Genomic DNA, 17,932 nt, shown 5'->3' on the forward strand with positions numbered 1-17,932 from the left:
ACAATTTTATCTTTGTTCCCCGGATTATTATGAGGTGAAATAGCTGTATGAAAGTGTTTTTTGATAAGGTGAAAAATTATTTTTTCCCAGAAAGTGTGAATCGGCAAGCGTATCTACTATTTTTTGTTTGTATTTATTTTAAGTTTATTTTATTTGATCTGATCTGGTCGTCGCTGACCACGTTTACCTCATTTTCTTTTTTGGAAGGGTATTTGAATAAACTTTGGTTTACCCTTATTTTCCTTATCCCGCTATTTTGTTTTCGTGCTGTAAAATGGACTCTTCTTATCGCTTTTTTACTGGATATGTTATTTATTACCAATTTAATGTATTTCAGGACCTATTTCACGGCGATACCCTTGGATAGTTACGGACTTATCGGTAACCTAAAAGACTTTACTGCGAGTGTGTACGATTCGATCTACTGGATCGACGCGATTTTTCCGCTTTCTACTCTTTTGGCTGCAATTTTATATTATAAAAAGTATAAACAAAGAAAAGTTGTCGTCCCCGCTTGGAAGAGGTGGCAACGAGCCGGGCATTATTTCCTGTTGATTCTGATCGTAACCTTTTTGACGGGTGCTTTTATGTGGTCGAAAGGCGGTTTTAAGGCGGCCTACGAATCTTTACAGGGAGCCAATAAACATACTTGTGATACTCCGATATATACCGTTTTCGGTTCCCTTTATTACGATCATCTGCTGGAAAAAATCACCTATACGCCCGAAATAAAACAACAGATCGAAGCTTGGTTAAAACGTCATCCGCACCATAAAACGTTACCTTTTCAATTGGAAGAGCGTAACGGTTGTATATTGATTCTCGCGGAATCGTTGGAGAGCTGGGTGCTGGAAAAGACGGTGGAAGGAGTGGAGATCACCCCTTGTATGAATGCCTTGTTGAAAGAGGAATCGACACTTTACGCTCCCAAGGTGCTCACGCAAGTAAAAGGCGGCCGCTCGATAGATGCCCAACTGCTGTTGTATTCCGGTTTATTGCCTATCGGAAGCGGCTCTTACAGCACGAAATTTCCCCGCACTCTCTATCCTTCTTTTTTGAAATATCTCAAGAACGCGGAAAAGGCGAAAGTTTACGGAATGATGGTCGATAAAGAGATTGTCTGGAATCAGAAGGTGATTTGTCCGGCCTTAGGCTTCGATTCTTTGATTTCGAAACGTAGTTTCGTTTTGGATGAGAAAGTCGGACCGCGAAAAAAATTAGGGGATCTCTCCTTTCTACGTCAATGCGGAGAGAAGATCTCTTCTCCGGAATTATGGCCGGATTCGGCATTTGTATTTCTTCAATGTGTCACCTATTCCGGGCATAATCCTTTTATCCTACCGGAAGAGCTAAAGAAAATTTCCTTTTCCGATAAGATTCCCAAGAGGATGAACGATTACATGACCATGGCGAATTACACGGACCGGGCGATTGGGAGTTTTGTCGCTTTTTTACGCTCTCAAAGAAAATTTGATAAGACGTTGATCGTCATCACGGGGGATCACGAAGGGTTGGCTAATAGCCGGGGAGCTTTGTGCTGTTCCGAGAGGGGTAAGGGGGTAGTTTCTTCGGAGCCTTATGTGCCTTTTATCGTGGTGAACTCTCCGGTCGGCATGCGTTACGATAAAGTGATGGGGCAAATCGATATGTATCCGACCTTATTGGATCTGTTAGGGGTACAAAATTGTTCGTGGACGGGTCTGGGACGGAGTATTCTGGATCCGGATAAAAAGGCTTTCGCGGTAAGCCCTCAAATGCAGGTTTACGGGGATGTCGCCGACGTGCCGGAAAACGAGATCGAATGGGCTAAGGAGGCATGGAAGATTTCCGATTTGATGATCCGTTGTGATTATTTCCGGTATAATCCGGTAGATAAATGGACGGAATAAGAGGTTTTTTATAAAATACAAAAAGCATGAAGCATTTGGTGGATTTGGAAACATGGGAACGCCTGGATAATTTCAATTTCTTCCGTTCATACGTGAGTTCTTGGTATTCGGTAACGACCGAGCTGGACTGTACGGAAGCTTTCGTCGCGGCGAAAAGTGCCGGGACATCGTTCTTTCTGCGTTACCTTCATGCCGTACTGTGTGCCGCAAACGAAGTCGAGGCATTACGTTATCGCGTCGACAGGAACGGGCAGGTGGTTCTGCACGACACGGTCGATATCATCACCCCGATAGCGGTTCCCGGGAAAACATTCGTTACCGTCAGAATTCCCTACGATCCGGATTTCGACAGTTTCCAAACCAAGGCACGGGAACTCATTTCCCGGGTTTCCCCGGACGGAGACCCTTACGGCGTGGAAAAAGAACTGTACGCCAAAGGCGATTACGATGTTATACACTTGAGTGCTGTTCCCAAGATGTATTTCACCTCGATTACCTATACCGTTTGTGAAGCGGGGAACGGGTGTACTCACCCCCTGAGTACTATGGGTAAAGTGATACAGCGTGGTAAACAAACGATTATGCCTTTCTCCGTATACGTAGACCATGCCTTTGTCGATGGCGAACATTTATCGCGGTTTTTTGAGAAAATAGAGGAGAAATTAGCCCGGTAATGATAAAAAAGGACTACTTTCAATGTAGTCCTTTTTTGATCCTGATCCGTTATAACAAGGGGATAATGGTCGTATAGATCCCGGCGATAATGGCCGAGGTAATGACACCCGAGATGTTTGCACCTAATGCATCGCTAAGCACGAAGGAATCGGGATTCTCTTTGCTTACTATTTTTTGGGCTACTTTGGCTGTTGTCGGGACGCAGCTGACGGCAGCGATACCGATTACCGGGTTGAAATTTCCTTTTTTAAGAAAATACATGATATATCCTCCCGCGATACCTCCGATCCCGGATAGCAACAAGGCGGCAACACTTAGTATCAGCAGTTTTAATATGATGGGATCCAGTAATAGATGCGCATCGCATAAAACACCTAACAGCATTCCTAACATGAAGGTAGAACCGTATAATAACGGGCCGCTGACAAAGTCGTATACATGTTTCATGTTCGATTCCCGGATAGCGACTCCGATAAACAGGGAGAAAAAGAGCGGAGAGGCAACCGGAAACAAGAAGCATAATACGGCGCATAGGATAACGGCAAAAGCCAGTTTTACCTTAGACGAATAGGTCTTTACCGGTTTTGTTGTTGTCATTTTTATCGCTCTCAGGCGTTGGGGAATCAATAATTTTACCAAGTACGGATATCCCCCGTAGGTTAATCCTAAATAGAGATAAGCGACAACCGTAATCGGTACGAACAGGTGTTTGGCCAATACCAGAGAGGTAAATAGAACCATAGGACCGTCGGCTCCTCCGACCATGGCTACTGAGGCACTCTCTTTTAATGTCAGTCCCATGGCGGAGGCGATCGGAACCGTTAGGAATGTTCCCAATTCCGCACATAACGCTAAAAAGATACTGACAAAAGGTCTTTGGAGCAGGTAACCTACATCCAATAGTGTCCCTATTCCCATGAAGACGAAACAGGCAATCAAACCGTTACTGAAGGTGAGCGTGTAAATCGGTTGAAGAAAATCGATTTGCATCACGTTCATCAGCTCATCGGTGTCCGTAATCATGGGGTCGAGGAAGAGGTTTCCCAAACCTCCCCCCGGCATCATCAAAGTACCACAATTAATGGCGATCATGCCTAACCCCATTGGAATCATGATCATTGGTTCTAAAATGCCTTTCCAGCCTAAATAAATTAATATAAATCCTAAAATTACCAGAACAATACGGGCTGTTGCCAAAAACCAACCGCTTGCCGCCATGGTCCCAATTCCTTGGAATAAGCTGTATATATCAATATTTTCCATAAGATATAGCTAACATACAATATTCTTTTTTAGTCGAAAACGATTTAAGCAGTGACTCTTTTTCGGGGTTTTAAATTATTGATCGTATCGTTTACCCGATGGGACAATTTTCTGTATTCCCCTTGAAATGCTTTGCCTCTTTGCAGAGAAGCGTTTTCCGATAGAATCGTATGATGTTGTAATTTATGTGCTTTTTTTATATTCAAAAGTTCTTCCCGGTGTAACTGATAGAAATCAAGAAAATCAGCCCAGTTGGCAATAATTTTTATTACACCGGCAACAAAAAAACCAATGATGAAAGTCATACCCATCATGGCTAAGGTAGATAACAATAAATTTGACATAACACGTTGAATTTAAAATATAATAGATTGTTTGTTTAATAAATAATCGGTCCCGGAGCAATCCTGCTCGTTACGGACATATAAATTGAAACTTTATTTTGTTCTTTTAAAGATTAAATCACTACTATCCTGTTTCGAATGTAAGTTCATTTAATTTTTAGGAAAATAAAGCCAATAGAAATACGTCATGGACATACCGAATCCATGCCTGTATTATAATAAGAAGTGTCCGCTAAATCCGTATTCGTCTTAAGGTGTAGATGAAGTATCTATATGAAAATTTTACGAAACAGTAATGAAAATACAGGTTTTTGGAATCCCTTGCAAGCAGAGGGGTACTCAGGGAGGAAAGGATTTGTATGGTCGAAGACCTTAGATTCTTAGAAAAATTTAATACTCTCGGTACGGAGGATGCAGCAACCGGCATATCACAACTTCTCAGGTAAAAAGCGTCAAAGATATATTCGTTTGCCAGAGCGATTTTGTTTTCCGAATCGATAGAACCTACGCTGTTCGTGTCAGTTCGGGTATTCGATGATTTTACAGATACCTCCGCTTGAGACATCTGTGCTGCTACATCCTTGATCCCGCTAAATCCGAGTACAAAAATGACAGATAAAAATATGCCCGTCAAATACCTTCTCATAACGGTGCAAAGATAGAAAATAAATCCATTACGATGTTTTAATTAAATGCGATAAATAAAATTATTTTTCGGTTAAAAAAAATTCCGCTTTAATCTGTATCTCTATATATTTCTTTTGAGCAAACACATGTTTTGTTTACTTTTTTAATAATTCTGTAGATTATTTTATGTTTTATTGTTTTGAAAATGTTATTTCTATAAATAGCTGGCATCTAAACAAAACTAAAATGAATTTAAAATAGAAATTATGGATTTGTATAGTAAAATAAATATCACGAGAGCAGATTGCTCTCTGATATTGTTAGTAAGCTGTTGTATGTTGTATGCTTGTACAAAGACGGAGCGTATAGCTTGTGATTATACTGATGGGAGTAGAGCATATTTTATGTATGTAAAAAAACAAAAGATGATAAAACCCTTGTTGGAGTGGAGAGAAATGTAACAAACGAACAGGGGACAACGACTACTCTTTATGTTCCAATTATATATGACCATATAACGGTACTGGAGCGATGGCCTAATATGTTTATCGGTACGAAAGACGGAACAGACTATATATTAAAGTTGAATCAGGGAAATTCTGTTATATTGGACAAAGTTCCTTATAATGGAATAGAGGGAGATGCTTATGACCTTCGACGAAATTTCGGCGTGGTATACGGACAAGTTTACACGATTAAAAGTGATGATAAGAGGTATATTTATCTTCGATATAAGAAGAGTCGGGATGCTATCGTTTCGGGAGAAGTTTTGGGACCTTTTGAAGATTTTTATGCCGCAGTTGAGGGGTATATGTATAAAGAAAACGGGAAATGGGGGTATGTTCCTAAACGTATGAGATTTATACCGGGACATGCGAATTGGGTGTATCGTCCGCTTCAGAAAGCAGTTCCACCTGTGTATGATGCTATCATAGAGATTGATAATTCTATTTATTATCCCAGTGCCGATCCCCGGCCTCGAAATCCTGTTTATCTACTTGTACTGAAGGATAATACATGGAGTGTATTGGACTATCAGCAGAACCCGGTGACGGTTTCTCAAAGTGCGATTAAGACTTTGCTGGGTGTTCCTATTCGTAAGTATTTTATAAGAAGATACGATCGTTTGACAGATAATGCGTTACCTTGCGGGGATATCGTTCACAAAAGACAACGCATTGGTAACAAAGATACAGGGATTATTTTGACATTCAATATGCCTTGGTGGGCAGACGGATCCAGTGAAATTATATGGATGACTTTACCCGTCGTGAAAGATGCGGCAATTGCGGCGTGGATTCCTCAAGGAGAATCATAAATATGTTTATAGGGGAAGGGAATGTTAGGTAATCAATTATCTAAACTCGGGAGATTGCGGTTTAGAAGGAGTAAAATTAAAAACCTTCAATAAATAGAATTAGCCATTTTGTAAATGACTGATTCCTTAAGGTCTGTAGCAGATTTTCCTGACGGGTTATTCGTTGGGATCGTGATTCGATACCCGACTTGATGTCTTTGCAATTTGCCGCTTTGTATTTTTTGTGAATGAATGATTTGAAAAAAATGATATGTAGATAAAAGAGATACTTCCCCAACATTCGTTTTTCAGAACACATCGTTCTTATCTTGCAAACATCAATACGTATTGACTTCATTTCGGATAATCGGGTTTTTGTCAATGGACAGGAGCTACCCGTGGCGGCTTAAAGGGTAAAAGACCTTCTCCATATCGTAGTCTACAAAAATCTGATCAGTAAATGATCCGTGAAGAGGTTGTTCCTCCCGGAAATGAGGTGATAGCATGTTTGGTTATGGTCTCTGTCGTTGAGAAAAATTGTCGTGAAATGGAGTTATTCCAAAGTTCAATGATTATCTTTGTTTACTGTGGTAAATAATAAAAAATGAATTTTGGATATGGGTATATGGTATTCAAAGATTTGTTATTAAAGGATTTATTTTAAACGGCAACTGTTTCCAACGTGTTTTTTTTCACGAATAATTTTTAAAGTTGTATGAATGTATTTGAGAAATACGTTTTTCGAGAGGCTATCAGTAAAAAAATATATAAAAGCTCTCGGGAGAGCAGCTGATAACAGATTGTAAAAGTATAAAATGATGTTAGCATGAATAGGAAAAAATTATTTGGTATTATTGAAAAAGATAATCAGCACAATACGCTTAGCCGGGTATACGACCTAATGATGTTGGTTTTTATACTCTTGAGTATTGTTCCGTTAATTTTTATCGAAGACTTTCCGATTTTCAGATATATTGAAATCGTAACATTTGTGGTTTTCGTATCGGATTATATCTTAAGATGGATTACAGCTGATTATAAGCTTAATTATAAAGGCTGGTCATTCTTGTTATATCCTTTTACACCAATGGCAATTGTCGATTTGCTATCCATTCTTCCGTGTTTGAATGCTATCGGATCGAGTTTTAAGATTTTTCGTATTTCCCGGCTCTTCAAGATATTAAGGATTTTTAAATTTCTCCGATATTCCGATAAGATTTCGATGCTCATGCGAGTGCTCCGGAAAGAAAAATCTGTTCTTTTTTCTGTACTCTTTATTGCTTTGTTCTATATTTTTCTAACGGCTTTAATTATGTTCAACATAGAGCCACATGTAAATCCAGTAACAGGGGAGCCAACATTTCAATCTTTTTTTGATGCATTGTACTGGGCAACTGTGACATTGACAACTGTCGGATATGGGGATTTATGTCCTGTTACAGATATTGGCAGGTGTGTAAGTATGTTCTCTTCGTTATTTGGAGTAGCAATCATTGCTTTGCCATCGGGTATTATTACGGCGAGCTATCTTGATGAATTACGAAACGGGAAGAAGTAAATGTCTGTTTCAAAAAATTAAAAGCTCCGAAACCATTAGCTTTTTGAGGTTCCAGAGCTTTTGATAGAGGTCGGTAGCAGATTTGAACTGCTGTACACGGTTTTGCAGACCGCTGCCTAACCGCTCGGCCAACCGACCCTTTTGCGATTTTGCGTGGCAAAGATAAGGGGTTTATTTGGAATATACAAATCTTGTCCGCAATTATTTTGATAGCGTCACGCTGGTTGCAGCGATTTTTCCTCCTAAGGGAGGATTTAATTTGGATACTTTAATCGTGACGTTTTTGATTTCGGGAAAAGCTTGATAAAGGGCATCGATGATCCGTTTGGCGACATGTTCCAGCAGATGGGACGGGATCATCATTTCGCGGGCAATAATTTCATAAGCCGAAAAATAATTAAGGGCATCGTTGATGTTGTCGCTTGCGGCCGCTTTTTCACAATCTGCCATGATTTTAGCATAAACCGTAAATTTGTTGCCTACACTACGTTCCGTTTCGTAACAGCCATGATAAGCAAAAAATTCCATTCCTTCGATTTCAATTATTCCTTCCATGTACATTTACTTTCAAAAAAAAGTGATAACTTTACTCCTTTTTAAATACAAAAGAGTCGACAGGACGTCGACTCTTAAGATTACATTACTAACTACTAACCTAAACCATACAAACTTATGAAAAATCTTCAATCTCTTAAAGACACTACAAAGGTAATGCCAATCTCCATTATGGTGTAATATTTATTGTTAATAAATATTATATGCATAGTTAATCTTGTTTAATATTCTGGGCTTAATTTTTGTGTTTTTTGGCCCAATAATAGCCATCTTGTTGATATATAGTGAAATGTTAATTGTGCTGTGTAAATTGGATTGATTTTTTGTTAATTAAATGATATATTGTGATGGATGTAATTAATATTATTCGTAAGTTTATAAAACCGTTTGTTATAAGATTATGTTATGGTAATAGGAAGTAAAATAACTGGAATCCAGGAGATTGCAGAAGAGGCGGGGCATTTAATATTAGATATATATAATAAGCAGGCTTTTTCTGTGGAGTTGAAGAGTGATTTGACGCCATTGACGGAAGCCGATAAGATATCAAGTGAGTATATTGTATTGTCTTTGCAAAAGCTTTTTCCTGGTGTCCCGATCGTGAGCGAGGAAGTTCCTTTGTCTGATTATAAGATCCGTTCCGAATGGCGGGACTTATGGATGGTTGATCCCTTGGACGGTACGAAGGAGTTTATTTACCGGAACGGGAGATTTTGTGTGAATATTGCATTAGTGGAGGATGGAGTTCCCGTGTTTGGAATGATAAATAACGTGAAAGATGGGGAATTGGTGTGGGGAGGTGTGGATGTTGAGTGTGGAATAAAAAATGAAGAAGGGGTTGGAAAGTTAAAAACTTCTGTGGCCGGAGGTAATAAATTGAAAATTGCGGTCAGTCGGTTTAATATGACGGAAAACGAATTTCAGTATATCGATTATCTGAAGGGTTTGGGGTATGAAGTCGAATTGTTTCCGTTCGGGGCTTCTTTGAAGCAGGTCATGATTGCTAAGGGGGAAATGGATATATGCCCTAAATTCGGAAAATGCTCGGAGTGGGACACGGCTGCCGGGCATGCTATTGTCGAAGCTTCCGGAGGGATGGTGATGAATATGGAAACCGGGAGAAATTTGATGTATAATAAAGAGAATATATTGAGCCCTCCGTTTATTATGTTTAGTAAACGGATTCATGATTTGATTATGGCGGGAGACACTCGTTTTTATGATTTTCAGTTGGGGGATAAGTCGGGAAATAAATAATAAAAATAGGATAAAATGGAAAAACAGGTAGCAAAAGAATTAATTGAATTTATACATGAGAGTCCGACCAATTTTCATGTGGTGCTTAACGCTAAAAAGGAGTTGTTGAATCATGGTTTTAAGCAATTGTTTTCAGGTGAATCGTGGCATATCGAAAAAGGAGGAAGATATTTTGTAACGAAAAATCACTCTTCTCTTTTTGCTTTTGAAATAGGTAGTGGAGAGATTGCGGAGGAGGGATTTAAATTGGTGTGTGCTCACAGTGATTCTCCGACATTCAGAATAAAGCCGAATGCTGAAATGCCTGTAGCCGGAAAATATTTGAAATTGAATACGGAGGTATACGGGGGACCGATCATGTATACTTGGTTTGATCGTCCGTTGTCTATGGCCGGAAGGGTGATGCTCCGGAGTTTAAATCCGTTGAAACCCGCGACTCAATTTGTGAACTTTAAACGTCCCGTATTGATTATTCCGCATATTGCCATTCATTTTAATCGTGCCGTGAACGATCAGGGCAACCCGTTAAGTAAACAGAAGGATATGTTGCCCGTGATAGGGATGATTAATGATACGTTTGAAAAGGATAACTATTTGTTGAAATTGATAGCCGAGGAGATGAATGTGGATAAAGAGGAGATCCTTGATTTCGATTTAACCCTTTACGAGTATCAGAAAGGCTGCTTGGTAGGAGTCAATGAAGAATTTATATCTTGCGGTAAATTAGACGATTTGGCAATGGCTCATGCCGGTTTAAAGGCTTTTTTGGCTTCAGAGAAGTGTTCGAAGACCAAAGTGTTGGCTATCTTTGATAATGAAGAGGTGGGTAGCGGAACGAAGCAGGGTGCCGGTTCTCCTATTTTGAGGACGATCGTTGAACGGATCGTTTTCGGGTTGGGTGGAACTCCGGAAGACCTGTACCGGGCTATCCATAATTCATTTATGATTTCTGCCGATATGGCACATGCTCTTCATCCGAATTATGTAGAGAAGCATGATCCGACAAATCATCCGGTGATCAACGGCGGACCTGTCATAAAGTTTAATGCCAATCAAAAATACGTGACGGATGGTGATTCTGCGGCTGTTTTCGAGACTATTTGTAAAATGGCAGACGTGCCCTGTCAGAAGTTCGTGAATCACTCGGATATGGCGGGGGGATCTACTTTAGGCAATATATTGCTTTCCCAGATGGAGATGAGAGGTGTCGATATCGGCAATCCGATGTGGGGGATGCATTCGGTACGGGAGACCGGAGGTGTGATGGATCATTCGTACGTGATTAAGGCATTTACGACATTCTATAATATATAAGAGCGTATATTGAAGAAAGGAAGCAGGGAGTAACAGGTAGAGGATGGGCTATCTCTGTTGATTTTTTTTTAAAAGAACTTTACATGAAAATCCCCGGGAAATAATTATTCCCGGGGATTTTGGTGTAGCCCGGTTGTTTCCGATGCTTATTTTAATGAAAAGAATACTATCCGTCTATTTTGTAGTTTAATAGGAAGTTGACCGTAGCGGGATCATAGTGCGAGAAGAAAAGAGATTTTTCTTGGTCTAAAGCGATGATGGTTATTTGTTTTCAGGTATTACCTCGTTCAGACAAGCGATTGCATTTAGTGTACGCGGGTAACCGATATAGGGCAATAGCTGTGTAACTACGGCTAATAGGGTCTCTTTACCGTTGCCTACATTTACGTTCCCTTGGATATGGCTTTTTACCTGCGGCTCACAACCACCTTGTGATATGAGCATCGAGAAGGTCAACAACTCCCGGGTTTTCACGTCCAATCCTTTTCGGGTCTGGTAGTCTCCGAAACAGTTCCCCGAGAGGGCATACTGGATGTGCAGCTGATTCCGGGGCGAGGTCTCGTACATCTTGTCGATATGGTCGCCGAAGATAGACTTTTGTAATGCCAATCCTTTCTCCTGCCGGGTTTCAGGTGAAGTTGTCGATTGTGGTTCCAACGGTAGTTTTATGCCTTTTGCCGTCAGGCTCTTGTTGGTTATCCCTATAAAATCATATGCTTTTGCAAAACCGATATAAGGGATAGCCTGGAAAATGACCTCCTTGATTTCGACCGCACTGATTCCGTTGTTCAATGCCGCATCCAGCAGCATCCGGTATGCACCTTCGGTTTGCAAAGCGATGGCCGAACCCATCGTAACCAGAATTCGGGTACGCGTATCCAGATTTCCGTATTTCTGTGTTTCGTCGAAAGCGAAATTACCGAACACTTCTGCCAATTCGGGATCGGACATGTAAAGTTCGTTTCCTGCCTGCCAGGCTTCGAGATTACGTTTGGCGTTATCCGAAAGACGGCATATCGCTATTGCTTTCGCGGTGGCATCAGCATACTGTTCATCGTCCACCGGACCGAGCCATGTATTTTTGTTGGTCTGCGGATTGCATTCGATTGCCAGATGTGAAAACCAGCTGTCGGGGGCTGCTCCGTGCCAATGTATCACGTGGGGAGCGATTTCAACCACATCACCTGGTAGCAGTTCACGGGCCGGTTTTCCTTTTTCCTGATAATATCCTCTGCCGCCCACGGCGATCAGTATTTGTCCGCCGGTATGGCTGTGCCAGTTATTGCGGCAGCCCGGTTCGAAGGTGACATTGGATATCGGTACATTCAACTCTTTGTTGGCGGTTAACGGTGCCAACCACGATTTTCCTGTAAAATATTGTGCATATCCGGTATTTTCTTTTCCTGCCGGAAATGCACTGACGTTGCTGGGTTCTTCTTTTCCTTTCATACTCTTCTGATTTTGTGCGTTAAGCGAATTGCCTGCGCCGAGTAGTAACGCTGCAATCGCTATTATTATTTTTTGTTTCATGTGATTTGATTTTAAGAAAATATGATCCGTTAATGCTTTTATTTTCAATGTTGTATTACAAAATTATGTGATCTCTTTCAGCTGTGCGATAGATGAATTACGTTTTTTCGTACCTAAATTACAGGCTGTGTCCCGTGCGGGGATATTTTACCTCTATCCCGGTTGTAGTCGGTTTTGTCGGAAGAGGTATTTGGGTGCTACTGTATAATAGAATTAAAAAGTTTTTGCTTTGGAAAGGGTTTCGTTTTCAGGAGAGCGATATTTATTAACAGAAGAAAGGTAAACAAAATAGTTGTCATTACGTTATTATGTGATAACAGGAGTCTAAACTATATTTAACTTAAAATTGTTTGTTATGGAAAAACGGAAAAGGAATATTTCCACATGGCAATTGGCATTGATGACTGCAGCTGCCGTGATTAGTTTGCGGGGGTTACCCATGATGGCTCAAGAAGAGCTGACCATGTTTTTTTATATATTTTTTGCCACTTTTCTGTTCCTTATTCCGGCGGCCTTAGTGGGTGCGGAGTTGGGAAGTGCTTTTGCGGATAAAGGCGGAGGAGTTTACACCTGGGTAAAGGAAGCTTTTAACCGGAGGATGGGATTTGCGGCTATCTTTTTACAATGGATACAGAATGTGGTTTGGTACCCGACTGTGTTGGGATTTGCGGCTGCTTCCATTGCTTATATGATCGGAAGACCCGATCTGGCACAGAACGGTATGTTTGTCGGTTTGTTTTCCATCGTCATGTATTGGTTTGCCACTTGGGTAACTCTTAAAGGAACTTCTATCGTTTCCCGGATAACCAGTCAGGGGTTCTTGTTGGGAACGGTACTGCCGGGTGTCGTAATTATTGTGATGGCCGTTATCTGGATTATCGGAAATAATCCGGTATCTTTCGAGCATATACCTTCCGCGGTAAGCCAGGTTGTCAACGTAGATACCGCACACCATGTGCATCCGCGTTTATTTCCTCATATCACGGGAATGAGCGATATCGCTTTTTTAGCCGGGATCTTACTTTTGTTCGCCGGGGTGGAAGTACATGCCGTGCATGCCCAGGAGATGAAAAATCCCCAAAAGCAATTTCCCGCCGCGATGTTTTTAGCCGCATTGATCTCTTTTGCTTTGTTTACTTTCGGCTCTTTGGCCGTGGCCGTTGTAACTCCTTATGACCAGATTAATTTGCAGGCCGGTTTGTTGGTGACATTTCAAGAATTGTTTAATCATTATCACGTCGGTTGGTTGACGAACGTGATGGGACTATTGGTTGCTTTCGGGGCTTTGGCCGGAGTCATGTCTTGGATATCCGGTCCCAGCCGGGGGTTATTGTGGACGGCCCGGGACGGGCAACTGCCGAATTTTATGCAAAAGACGAACAAGAACGGAATACAGATTCATATTTTAATTATACAAGGATGTATTGTTACCGTCTTGTCATCACTATATATGATTATGGACGATGTTAGTGTGGCCTTCTTCTTGTTGAGTGCCTTGACGATTGGCCTGTACTTGTTGATGTACATGATGATGTATGCCTCGGGGATAAGATTGAGATATACTCAACCCGATTTACCGAGAAATTACAGGATTCCGGGAGGTAACCTGGGAATGTGGCTGATAGCGGGAATCGGTTTCCTTGCCGTTCTTTTCTCTTTTGCCGTTACGTTTTTTCCCCCGTCGCAGCTGCCTGTCGGAAGTCCGGCATTCTATACGGGATTGGTCGTTACCGGAACCGTGGTCTTTTTCGCCATACCTTTTATCATCAGTTTCGCCATGGATAAACGAAAACAAAAATCTTGATATTAAACGGAGCTTTTAAGCTCCGTTTATTCTTTTCGTGATTGTTCGCGTGGAATCGGGTTAAAACCTTCGGTTTTTCATTTTGACGATCCCTCGCGAATCGATCAAAAACAGGTCGGGATGGCCTGGGGCCCGAACGGTAATTTGTCTATATTGGATTATAGGTTTACGCGTGTGTTTCTTCGGTGCTATAATTTTAAATATCTGATTATTAATATTTTATTTCGTGATTTAGTCCTGTGTGGTTTTTTCTGATTCCTGCGTGGTTTTCAATAAACTTCAATATCGAGGTGTAAACTGAATTTTATATTATAATCGTGAAATATATTGCAATATATTGTCATTATTATACTATATTTGCAAATTGAATGATATTATTGTAAAATTTTGATTACAATATTGTCGTGATAATTGATTCGTTTTGATGTTAAACACCTTGTCGGGATTATAGATATGAATACCAGGAATGTTAGTTTGATAGCCTTTTACGAGATAAAAGCGATCTCGAGAGAGTGGAGTTTTAAAATGGTCACGGCACTTGTGGTGCTGATCGTGATTTTTCTTCACGTGATCACGCAAAGTAACCTGGTGGAACCGGAATGGGTTACCGTGTCGTTACCCTCGGCCATCCCTTACACGAACGCTTGCCTGGTAAACGCGTTCCTGTTTATCGAGATCGTTTTTTTTGCCGGTAATTTTCAGCGTAAAAGTCGCGTGGAGGGAGCTAACGCGGCCCTGTCGGCACGCCCGTTTTCAAACCTGGAACTGACGTGCGGTAAAACGGCGGGGTTTTTAATTTTAATGCTTTTCCTGAGTTTTTTCCTGGGGGTGGTGGCGATATTAATTCACTTGTTCTCGAGCGACTCTCCTTTCGCTCTTTATCCTTATGTTTTTTATTTTTTCACGTTGACTTGCCCGTTACTCTTTTTTTCACGGGATTGACGACGGGCATTAAAGGAATGGCGGGTAACATGGCCTTGTCTTGCGTTTTATTGCTCGGCTTGTTGTATTTCTTTTTGGATTTTGGCCGTGAACTCTTTCACGGGGTGTTCGACGTGCTGGCCATCACGTTGCCCAACACCTTCTCGGACGTCACGGGATTCGCGGGTCTTGGGGTTTACCTGTCGCAACGGGCCTCTTTTTTAGCCTACGGGTGCGGGTTAATCATGCTGGGAGTGACTTTCGTTCACCGGCTTCCTCCCGGGACGAGAAGTAATTTCTCGGCCGGTCGGCCGGGATTATGGTTACTGGCGCTGGGTGTTGTCCTCTCGGGCTTTTATGCGGGTCATTTCATCCGCCGGGATCAGGAGCGGGAGGCGGTTCGGGAAACGTTTGCCAGGTACGAGGGCGTTCCCCGGGTTAGTGTTACCGATCATGATATCGAGTTCAAGCAGGAGGGATACGCCTACTCGGCGTGTAGCAAGCTAAACTTGCAGAATATTCATAACCGGAAGATCGATTCCGTTGTCTTGTATTTAAACCCGGGGTTGGAGGTCGTGAAATTAACCACGGGCGGGGAGGTTTTACCCTTTCGTCGGGAGCGACAGGTTTTGATTGTCCCGTTATCAATGGAAGCGGGAGAAACGAGACGGGTAGAAATGGAGTACGGGGGCTCGATCTCCCCGGCAGTTTGTTACGCGGAAGTCGTCAATATCGATTCTCTTGCGATGACTCGCCGTTATTACATGTACAACACGGGACAAAACTACTTTTACCTTCAACCGGACTACACCTTGCTCACGCCAGAATGCTTGTGGTATCCCTCGAGTATACCCCCTGTTAACGTCGATTCGCCCTACCTGTCGGGTCAGGATTACACTCGTTTCACGTTACGGGTAAAAGGGGAACGCTCGAGAGCGGTGATCTCCCAGGGGGAGGAGACGAGGGAAGGAGATTGTATTCGTTTCGTGAACAAGGTTGCCTTGCCCGGTTTAACGCTTTGCGCGGGCGATTATACCCGGAAGAGCGCTCGGATAAACGGCGTTTTGTATGAACTCTTTTTGTTCAAGGGTCATGAATACCTCGTTCCAGAGGAGATAACCGCGGAAGAGGCTGTCGACTACTGGGAAGGCATGTGCAGGTACAGGTCGAAAGATAACAAGGTAACGTACGCTTTCGATAAACTGTGTCTCGTGGAGACGCCTGTTCATTTTTGCGCTCACGGGCGGGATTGGAAAACCAATAGCGAGCGGGTGCAACCGGAAATCATCTTTCGCCCGGAAAGGGAGGCGTTATTCTGGCAGGCTTTTCGGGTGGAAAGCGTTCTCAATATAGGCAATACCCCGGCACACGAGTTTTTGGAAATGTATATGCGCGAGCTTGTTCATAATACACGATACCCTCTGGCGGGAAACGTGTTTTTTAATCAATTGACCGGGAAAAGCGGGAGAAGCGGGAAAAGTGAGAAAAATGAAGGTGATATTTCTTATTTATTGCAAAAGTATCACTATAGCGTGTACTCCCCCGAGTTCGCTGGGATCAATCTTTTGTTTCACTATATGCAAGAGGGGTTTGACACGGATTTTGTCAATTGGGGTGGTGGTCGCTCTCTGGCGGCTCGGTATCTTTTAAACCGGAGCCTGGAAGATGCGCTGCACGCCCCGGATAATGAAGTGGGCGTGAAACGTGTGCTACTTTCCAAGGGGTACAATTTTTTAAAGTATATTTTATGTAGTGTTTCCCGCGAGGAATTGGAACGTTTTAACACGGGGTTTATGCAAAGGCACGTGTTCCGGGGCTTTAGTTACGAGGAGTATTGCGGGGAGTTAGAGAAAGAATTTGGCGTATCCCTCTTGAATCTGACCCGTGAACTGTATCGCGAGCGAGGTTTGCCCGCGTACTATTTCAGGGATGCCCGGGTGGACGACGTGGAAGCCCCGGGAGGAAAGGAGGGTTTCGTGTTCAGTATAAAAGCGTGGAATAAAGGAAAATGTCGTGGAATCCTCTCGATAAGACGCAGGTATGTCGAGGAAGGACGTCATTATCTTGTTCCGGCGGGAGCCTGCAAGGAGATCAAGGTTTATTTCGAGGGACCGAGTGATCGTTGGACAATCATGGTAGAGACAAACGGGTCTCAGAATGTTCCTTCGCATTATGCTTTTGAGCCTTTTGCTAAAAAAGGTAGGATTAAAGAACCTGTAGACGGATTTTTTGACGCGGATACCCTCGCTTTTGCCCCGGAATCGGGAGTGTATGTCGTGGATAACGATGACCCGGGTTGCCGGGTCGTGGAGAATAGCCGGACCGTGCAGAAGTTGCGCCGGCAAACGAGTTATAAAAATACACGTTGGAGTTGGATGAGTAGTAACGGGGCGTACGGGGAACTTTCCAGAAGTTATTTAGAGAAAAAGTCCGGGAAAGGAGATTCCGATGTCGAGTGGGAGGTAGACTTGCCGGAGGCCGGGGCGTACGAGTTGTTTGTTTATAACAATAAGTCTCGTGCAGACGATAACAACTCGAGATCTTTTTACAGTCGCGGGAAGAAAAAAAGAAACCCGGTACAAAGATACCGCTTTGTCCATGCCGGTGGCGTGAAAGAGGTCGATCTCGACCTGTTGCACGCGGAAGACGGTTGGGCATCGCTCGGGAGGTATCGCTTTCCCGCCGGGAAGGCAAGGGTTACCCTGCGCGGGAAGGGCGTCGATCGACATCAATACCTGTACGCGGATGCCGTGAAATGGGTTAGAGTCGAGTAATGTCAATCTACAATAAAAAAAGAGGCTCTTTTGGAACCTCTTTTTTGGTGGGCGCTGAGGGAGTCGAACCCCCGACCCTCTGGGTGTAAACCAGATGCTCTGAACCAACTGAGCTAAGCGCCCG

At 42.5% G+C, this 17,932-nt stretch carries 15 protein-coding genes and 2 tRNA genes; 10 read left to right on the forward strand and 7 right to left on the reverse strand.

All coding sequences use genetic code 11. From position 1 onward, the window contains the following. Window positions 1-47: 47 nt before the first annotated feature. Window positions 48-1,889, forward strand: coding sequence for an LTA synthase family protein (locus QZR76_RS09510; RefSeq protein WP_294142575.1), 1,842 nt, complete (start codon window positions 48-50; stop codon window positions 1,887-1,889). Window positions 1,890-1,915: 26 nt separating this feature from the next. Then, a complete protein-coding gene (locus tag QZR76_RS09515) occupies window positions 1,916-2,563 on the forward strand; it encodes a CatA-like O-acetyltransferase (protein ID WP_294142576.1) in 648 nt (215 codons plus the stop codon). A gap of 49 nt (window positions 2,564-2,612) precedes the next feature. On the opposite strand, the gene QZR76_RS09520 is transcribed toward QZR76_RS09515, so the two are convergent. The 3 genes from QZR76_RS09520 to QZR76_RS09530 form a co-directional block, all read right to left on the reverse strand. Beyond that, window positions 2,613-3,827, reverse strand: a complete 1,215-nt coding sequence (locus tag QZR76_RS09520) for a sodium ion-translocating decarboxylase subunit beta (RefSeq protein ID WP_294142577.1) — start codon at window positions 3,825-3,827, stop codon at window positions 2,613-2,615. A gap of 44 nt (window positions 3,828-3,871) precedes the next feature. Then, window positions 3,872-4,171, reverse strand: coding sequence for a hypothetical protein (locus QZR76_RS09525; RefSeq protein WP_294142578.1), 300 nt, complete (start codon window positions 4,169-4,171; stop codon window positions 3,872-3,874). A 232-nt stretch (window positions 4,172-4,403) separates the two neighbouring features. Beyond that, window positions 4,404-4,817, reverse strand: a complete 414-nt coding sequence (locus QZR76_RS09530) for a hypothetical protein (RefSeq protein ID WP_294142580.1) — start codon at window positions 4,815-4,817, stop codon at window positions 4,404-4,406. 426 nt (window positions 4,818-5,243) lie between these two features. On the opposite strand from QZR76_RS09530, the gene QZR76_RS09535 reads away from it, so the two are divergent. The 3 genes from QZR76_RS09535 (at window position 5,244) to QZR76_RS09540 (ending at window position 7,653) form a co-directional block, all read left to right on the forward strand. Then, on the forward strand, window positions 5,244-6,116 hold the full coding sequence (locus tag QZR76_RS09535; protein WP_294142582.1) for a hypothetical protein: 873 nt from the start codon (window positions 5,244-5,246) through the stop codon (window positions 6,114-6,116). A gap of 256 nt (window positions 6,117-6,372) precedes the next feature. After that, complete coding sequence (locus QZR76_RS14080) at window positions 6,373-6,447, forward strand: LytTR family transcriptional regulator DNA-binding domain-containing protein (protein ID WP_363664902.1); 75 nt, start codon at window positions 6,373-6,375, stop codon at window positions 6,445-6,447. Window positions 6,448-6,921: 474 nt separating this feature from the next. Then, window positions 6,922-7,653, forward strand: coding sequence for an ion transporter (locus QZR76_RS09540; RefSeq protein ID WP_294142584.1), 732 nt, complete (start codon window positions 6,922-6,924; stop codon window positions 7,651-7,653). 67 nt (window positions 7,654-7,720) lie between these two features. Here QZR76_RS09540 and QZR76_RS09545 read toward each other — a convergent pair. Both QZR76_RS09545 and folB read right to left on the reverse strand, forming a co-directional pair. After that, window positions 7,721-7,791 (reverse strand) — tRNA-Cys (locus QZR76_RS09545). Between the two features lie 63 nt (window positions 7,792-7,854). After that, a complete protein-coding gene (folB, locus tag QZR76_RS09550) occupies window positions 7,855-8,208 on the reverse strand; it encodes a dihydroneopterin aldolase (RefSeq protein WP_294142587.1) in 354 nt (117 codons plus the stop codon). Between the two features lie 405 nt (window positions 8,209-8,613). On the opposite strand from folB, the gene QZR76_RS09555 reads away from it, so the two are divergent. Next, complete coding sequence (locus QZR76_RS09555) at window positions 8,614-9,465, forward strand: 3'(2'),5'-bisphosphate nucleotidase CysQ (protein ID WP_294142589.1); 852 nt, start codon at window positions 8,614-8,616, stop codon at window positions 9,463-9,465. Window positions 9,466-9,480: 15 nt separating this feature from the next. After that, window positions 9,481-10,779, forward strand: a complete 1,299-nt coding sequence (locus tag QZR76_RS09560) for a M18 family aminopeptidase (protein WP_294142591.1) — start codon at window positions 9,481-9,483, stop codon at window positions 10,777-10,779. A gap of 261 nt (window positions 10,780-11,040) precedes the next feature. On the opposite strand, the gene QZR76_RS09565 is transcribed toward QZR76_RS09560, so the two are convergent. Next, on the reverse strand, window positions 11,041-12,309 hold the full coding sequence (locus tag QZR76_RS09565) for a carboxymuconolactone decarboxylase family protein (protein WP_294142593.1): 1,269 nt from the start codon (window positions 12,307-12,309) through the stop codon (window positions 11,041-11,043). Window positions 12,310-12,664: 355 nt separating this feature from the next. Between QZR76_RS09565 and QZR76_RS09570 the strand changes: the two genes are divergently transcribed. The 3 genes from QZR76_RS09570 (at window position 12,665) to QZR76_RS09580 (ending at window position 17,808) form a co-directional block, all read left to right on the forward strand. Then, window positions 12,665-14,113 carry an amino acid permease gene (locus QZR76_RS09570; protein ID WP_294142594.1) on the forward strand — a complete coding sequence of 483 codons (1,449 nt, stop codon included), beginning with the start codon at window positions 12,665-12,667 and terminating at the stop codon, window positions 14,111-14,113. A gap of 453 nt (window positions 14,114-14,566) precedes the next feature. Beyond that, complete coding sequence (locus QZR76_RS09575; RefSeq protein ID WP_294142595.1) at window positions 14,567-15,055, forward strand: hypothetical protein; 489 nt, start codon at window positions 14,567-14,569, stop codon at window positions 15,053-15,055. A 29-nt stretch (window positions 15,056-15,084) separates the two neighbouring features. Further along, window positions 15,085-17,808: a hypothetical protein gene (locus QZR76_RS09580; protein ID WP_294142596.1), complete on the forward strand. Its 2,724-nt coding sequence runs from the start codon at window positions 15,085-15,087 to the stop codon at window positions 17,806-17,808. A 45-nt stretch (window positions 17,809-17,853) separates the two neighbouring features. On the opposite strand, the gene QZR76_RS09585 is transcribed toward QZR76_RS09580, so the two are convergent. After that, window positions 17,854-17,931 (reverse strand) — tRNA-Val (locus tag QZR76_RS09585). Between the last annotated feature and the right edge of the window lies 1 nt (window position 17,932).

The organism is uncultured Sanguibacteroides sp. (genome assembly GCF_900543425.1).
GTDB lineage: Bacteria > Bacteroidota > Bacteroidia > Bacteroidales > Marinifilaceae > Gabonibacter.

Excerpts from the sequence above, each read along its gene's own strand:
- QZR76_RS09510 (WP_294142575.1), top strand. The coding sequence starts at position 48 with ATGAAAGTGTTTTTTGATAAGGTGAAAAATTATTTTTTCCCAGAAAGT.
- QZR76_RS09515 (WP_294142576.1), top strand. The coding sequence starts at position 1,916 with ATGAAGCATTTGGTGGATTTGGAAACATGGGAACGCCTGGATAATTTC.
- QZR76_RS09520 (WP_294142577.1), bottom strand. The coding sequence starts at position 3,827 with ATGGAAAATATTGATATATACAGCTTATTCCAAGGAATTGGGACCATG.
- QZR76_RS09525 (WP_294142578.1), bottom strand. The coding sequence starts at position 4,171 with ATGTCAAATTTATTGTTATCTACCTTAGCCATGATGGGTATGACTTTC.
- QZR76_RS09530 (WP_294142580.1), bottom strand. The coding sequence starts at position 4,817 with ATGAGAAGGTATTTGACGGGCATATTTTTATCTGTCATTTTTGTACTC.
- QZR76_RS09540 (WP_294142584.1), top strand. The coding sequence starts at position 6,922 with ATGAATAGGAAAAAATTATTTGGTATTATTGAAAAAGATAATCAGCAC.
- folB (WP_294142587.1), bottom strand. The coding sequence starts at position 8,208 with ATGGAAGGAATAATTGAAATCGAAGGAATGGAATTTTTTGCTTATCAT.
- QZR76_RS09555 (WP_294142589.1), top strand. The coding sequence starts at position 8,614 with ATGGTAATAGGAAGTAAAATAACTGGAATCCAGGAGATTGCAGAAGAG.
- QZR76_RS09560 (WP_294142591.1), top strand. The coding sequence starts at position 9,481 with ATGGAAAAACAGGTAGCAAAAGAATTAATTGAATTTATACATGAGAGT.
- QZR76_RS09565 (WP_294142593.1), bottom strand. The coding sequence starts at position 12,309 with ATGAAACAAAAAATAATAATAGCGATTGCAGCGTTACTACTCGGCGCA.
- QZR76_RS09570 (WP_294142594.1), top strand. The coding sequence starts at position 12,665 with ATGGAAAAACGGAAAAGGAATATTTCCACATGGCAATTGGCATTGATG.
- QZR76_RS09575 (WP_294142595.1), top strand. The coding sequence starts at position 14,567 with ATGAATACCAGGAATGTTAGTTTGATAGCCTTTTACGAGATAAAAGCG.
- QZR76_RS09580 (WP_294142596.1), top strand. The coding sequence starts at position 15,085 with ATGGCCTTGTCTTGCGTTTTATTGCTCGGCTTGTTGTATTTCTTTTTG.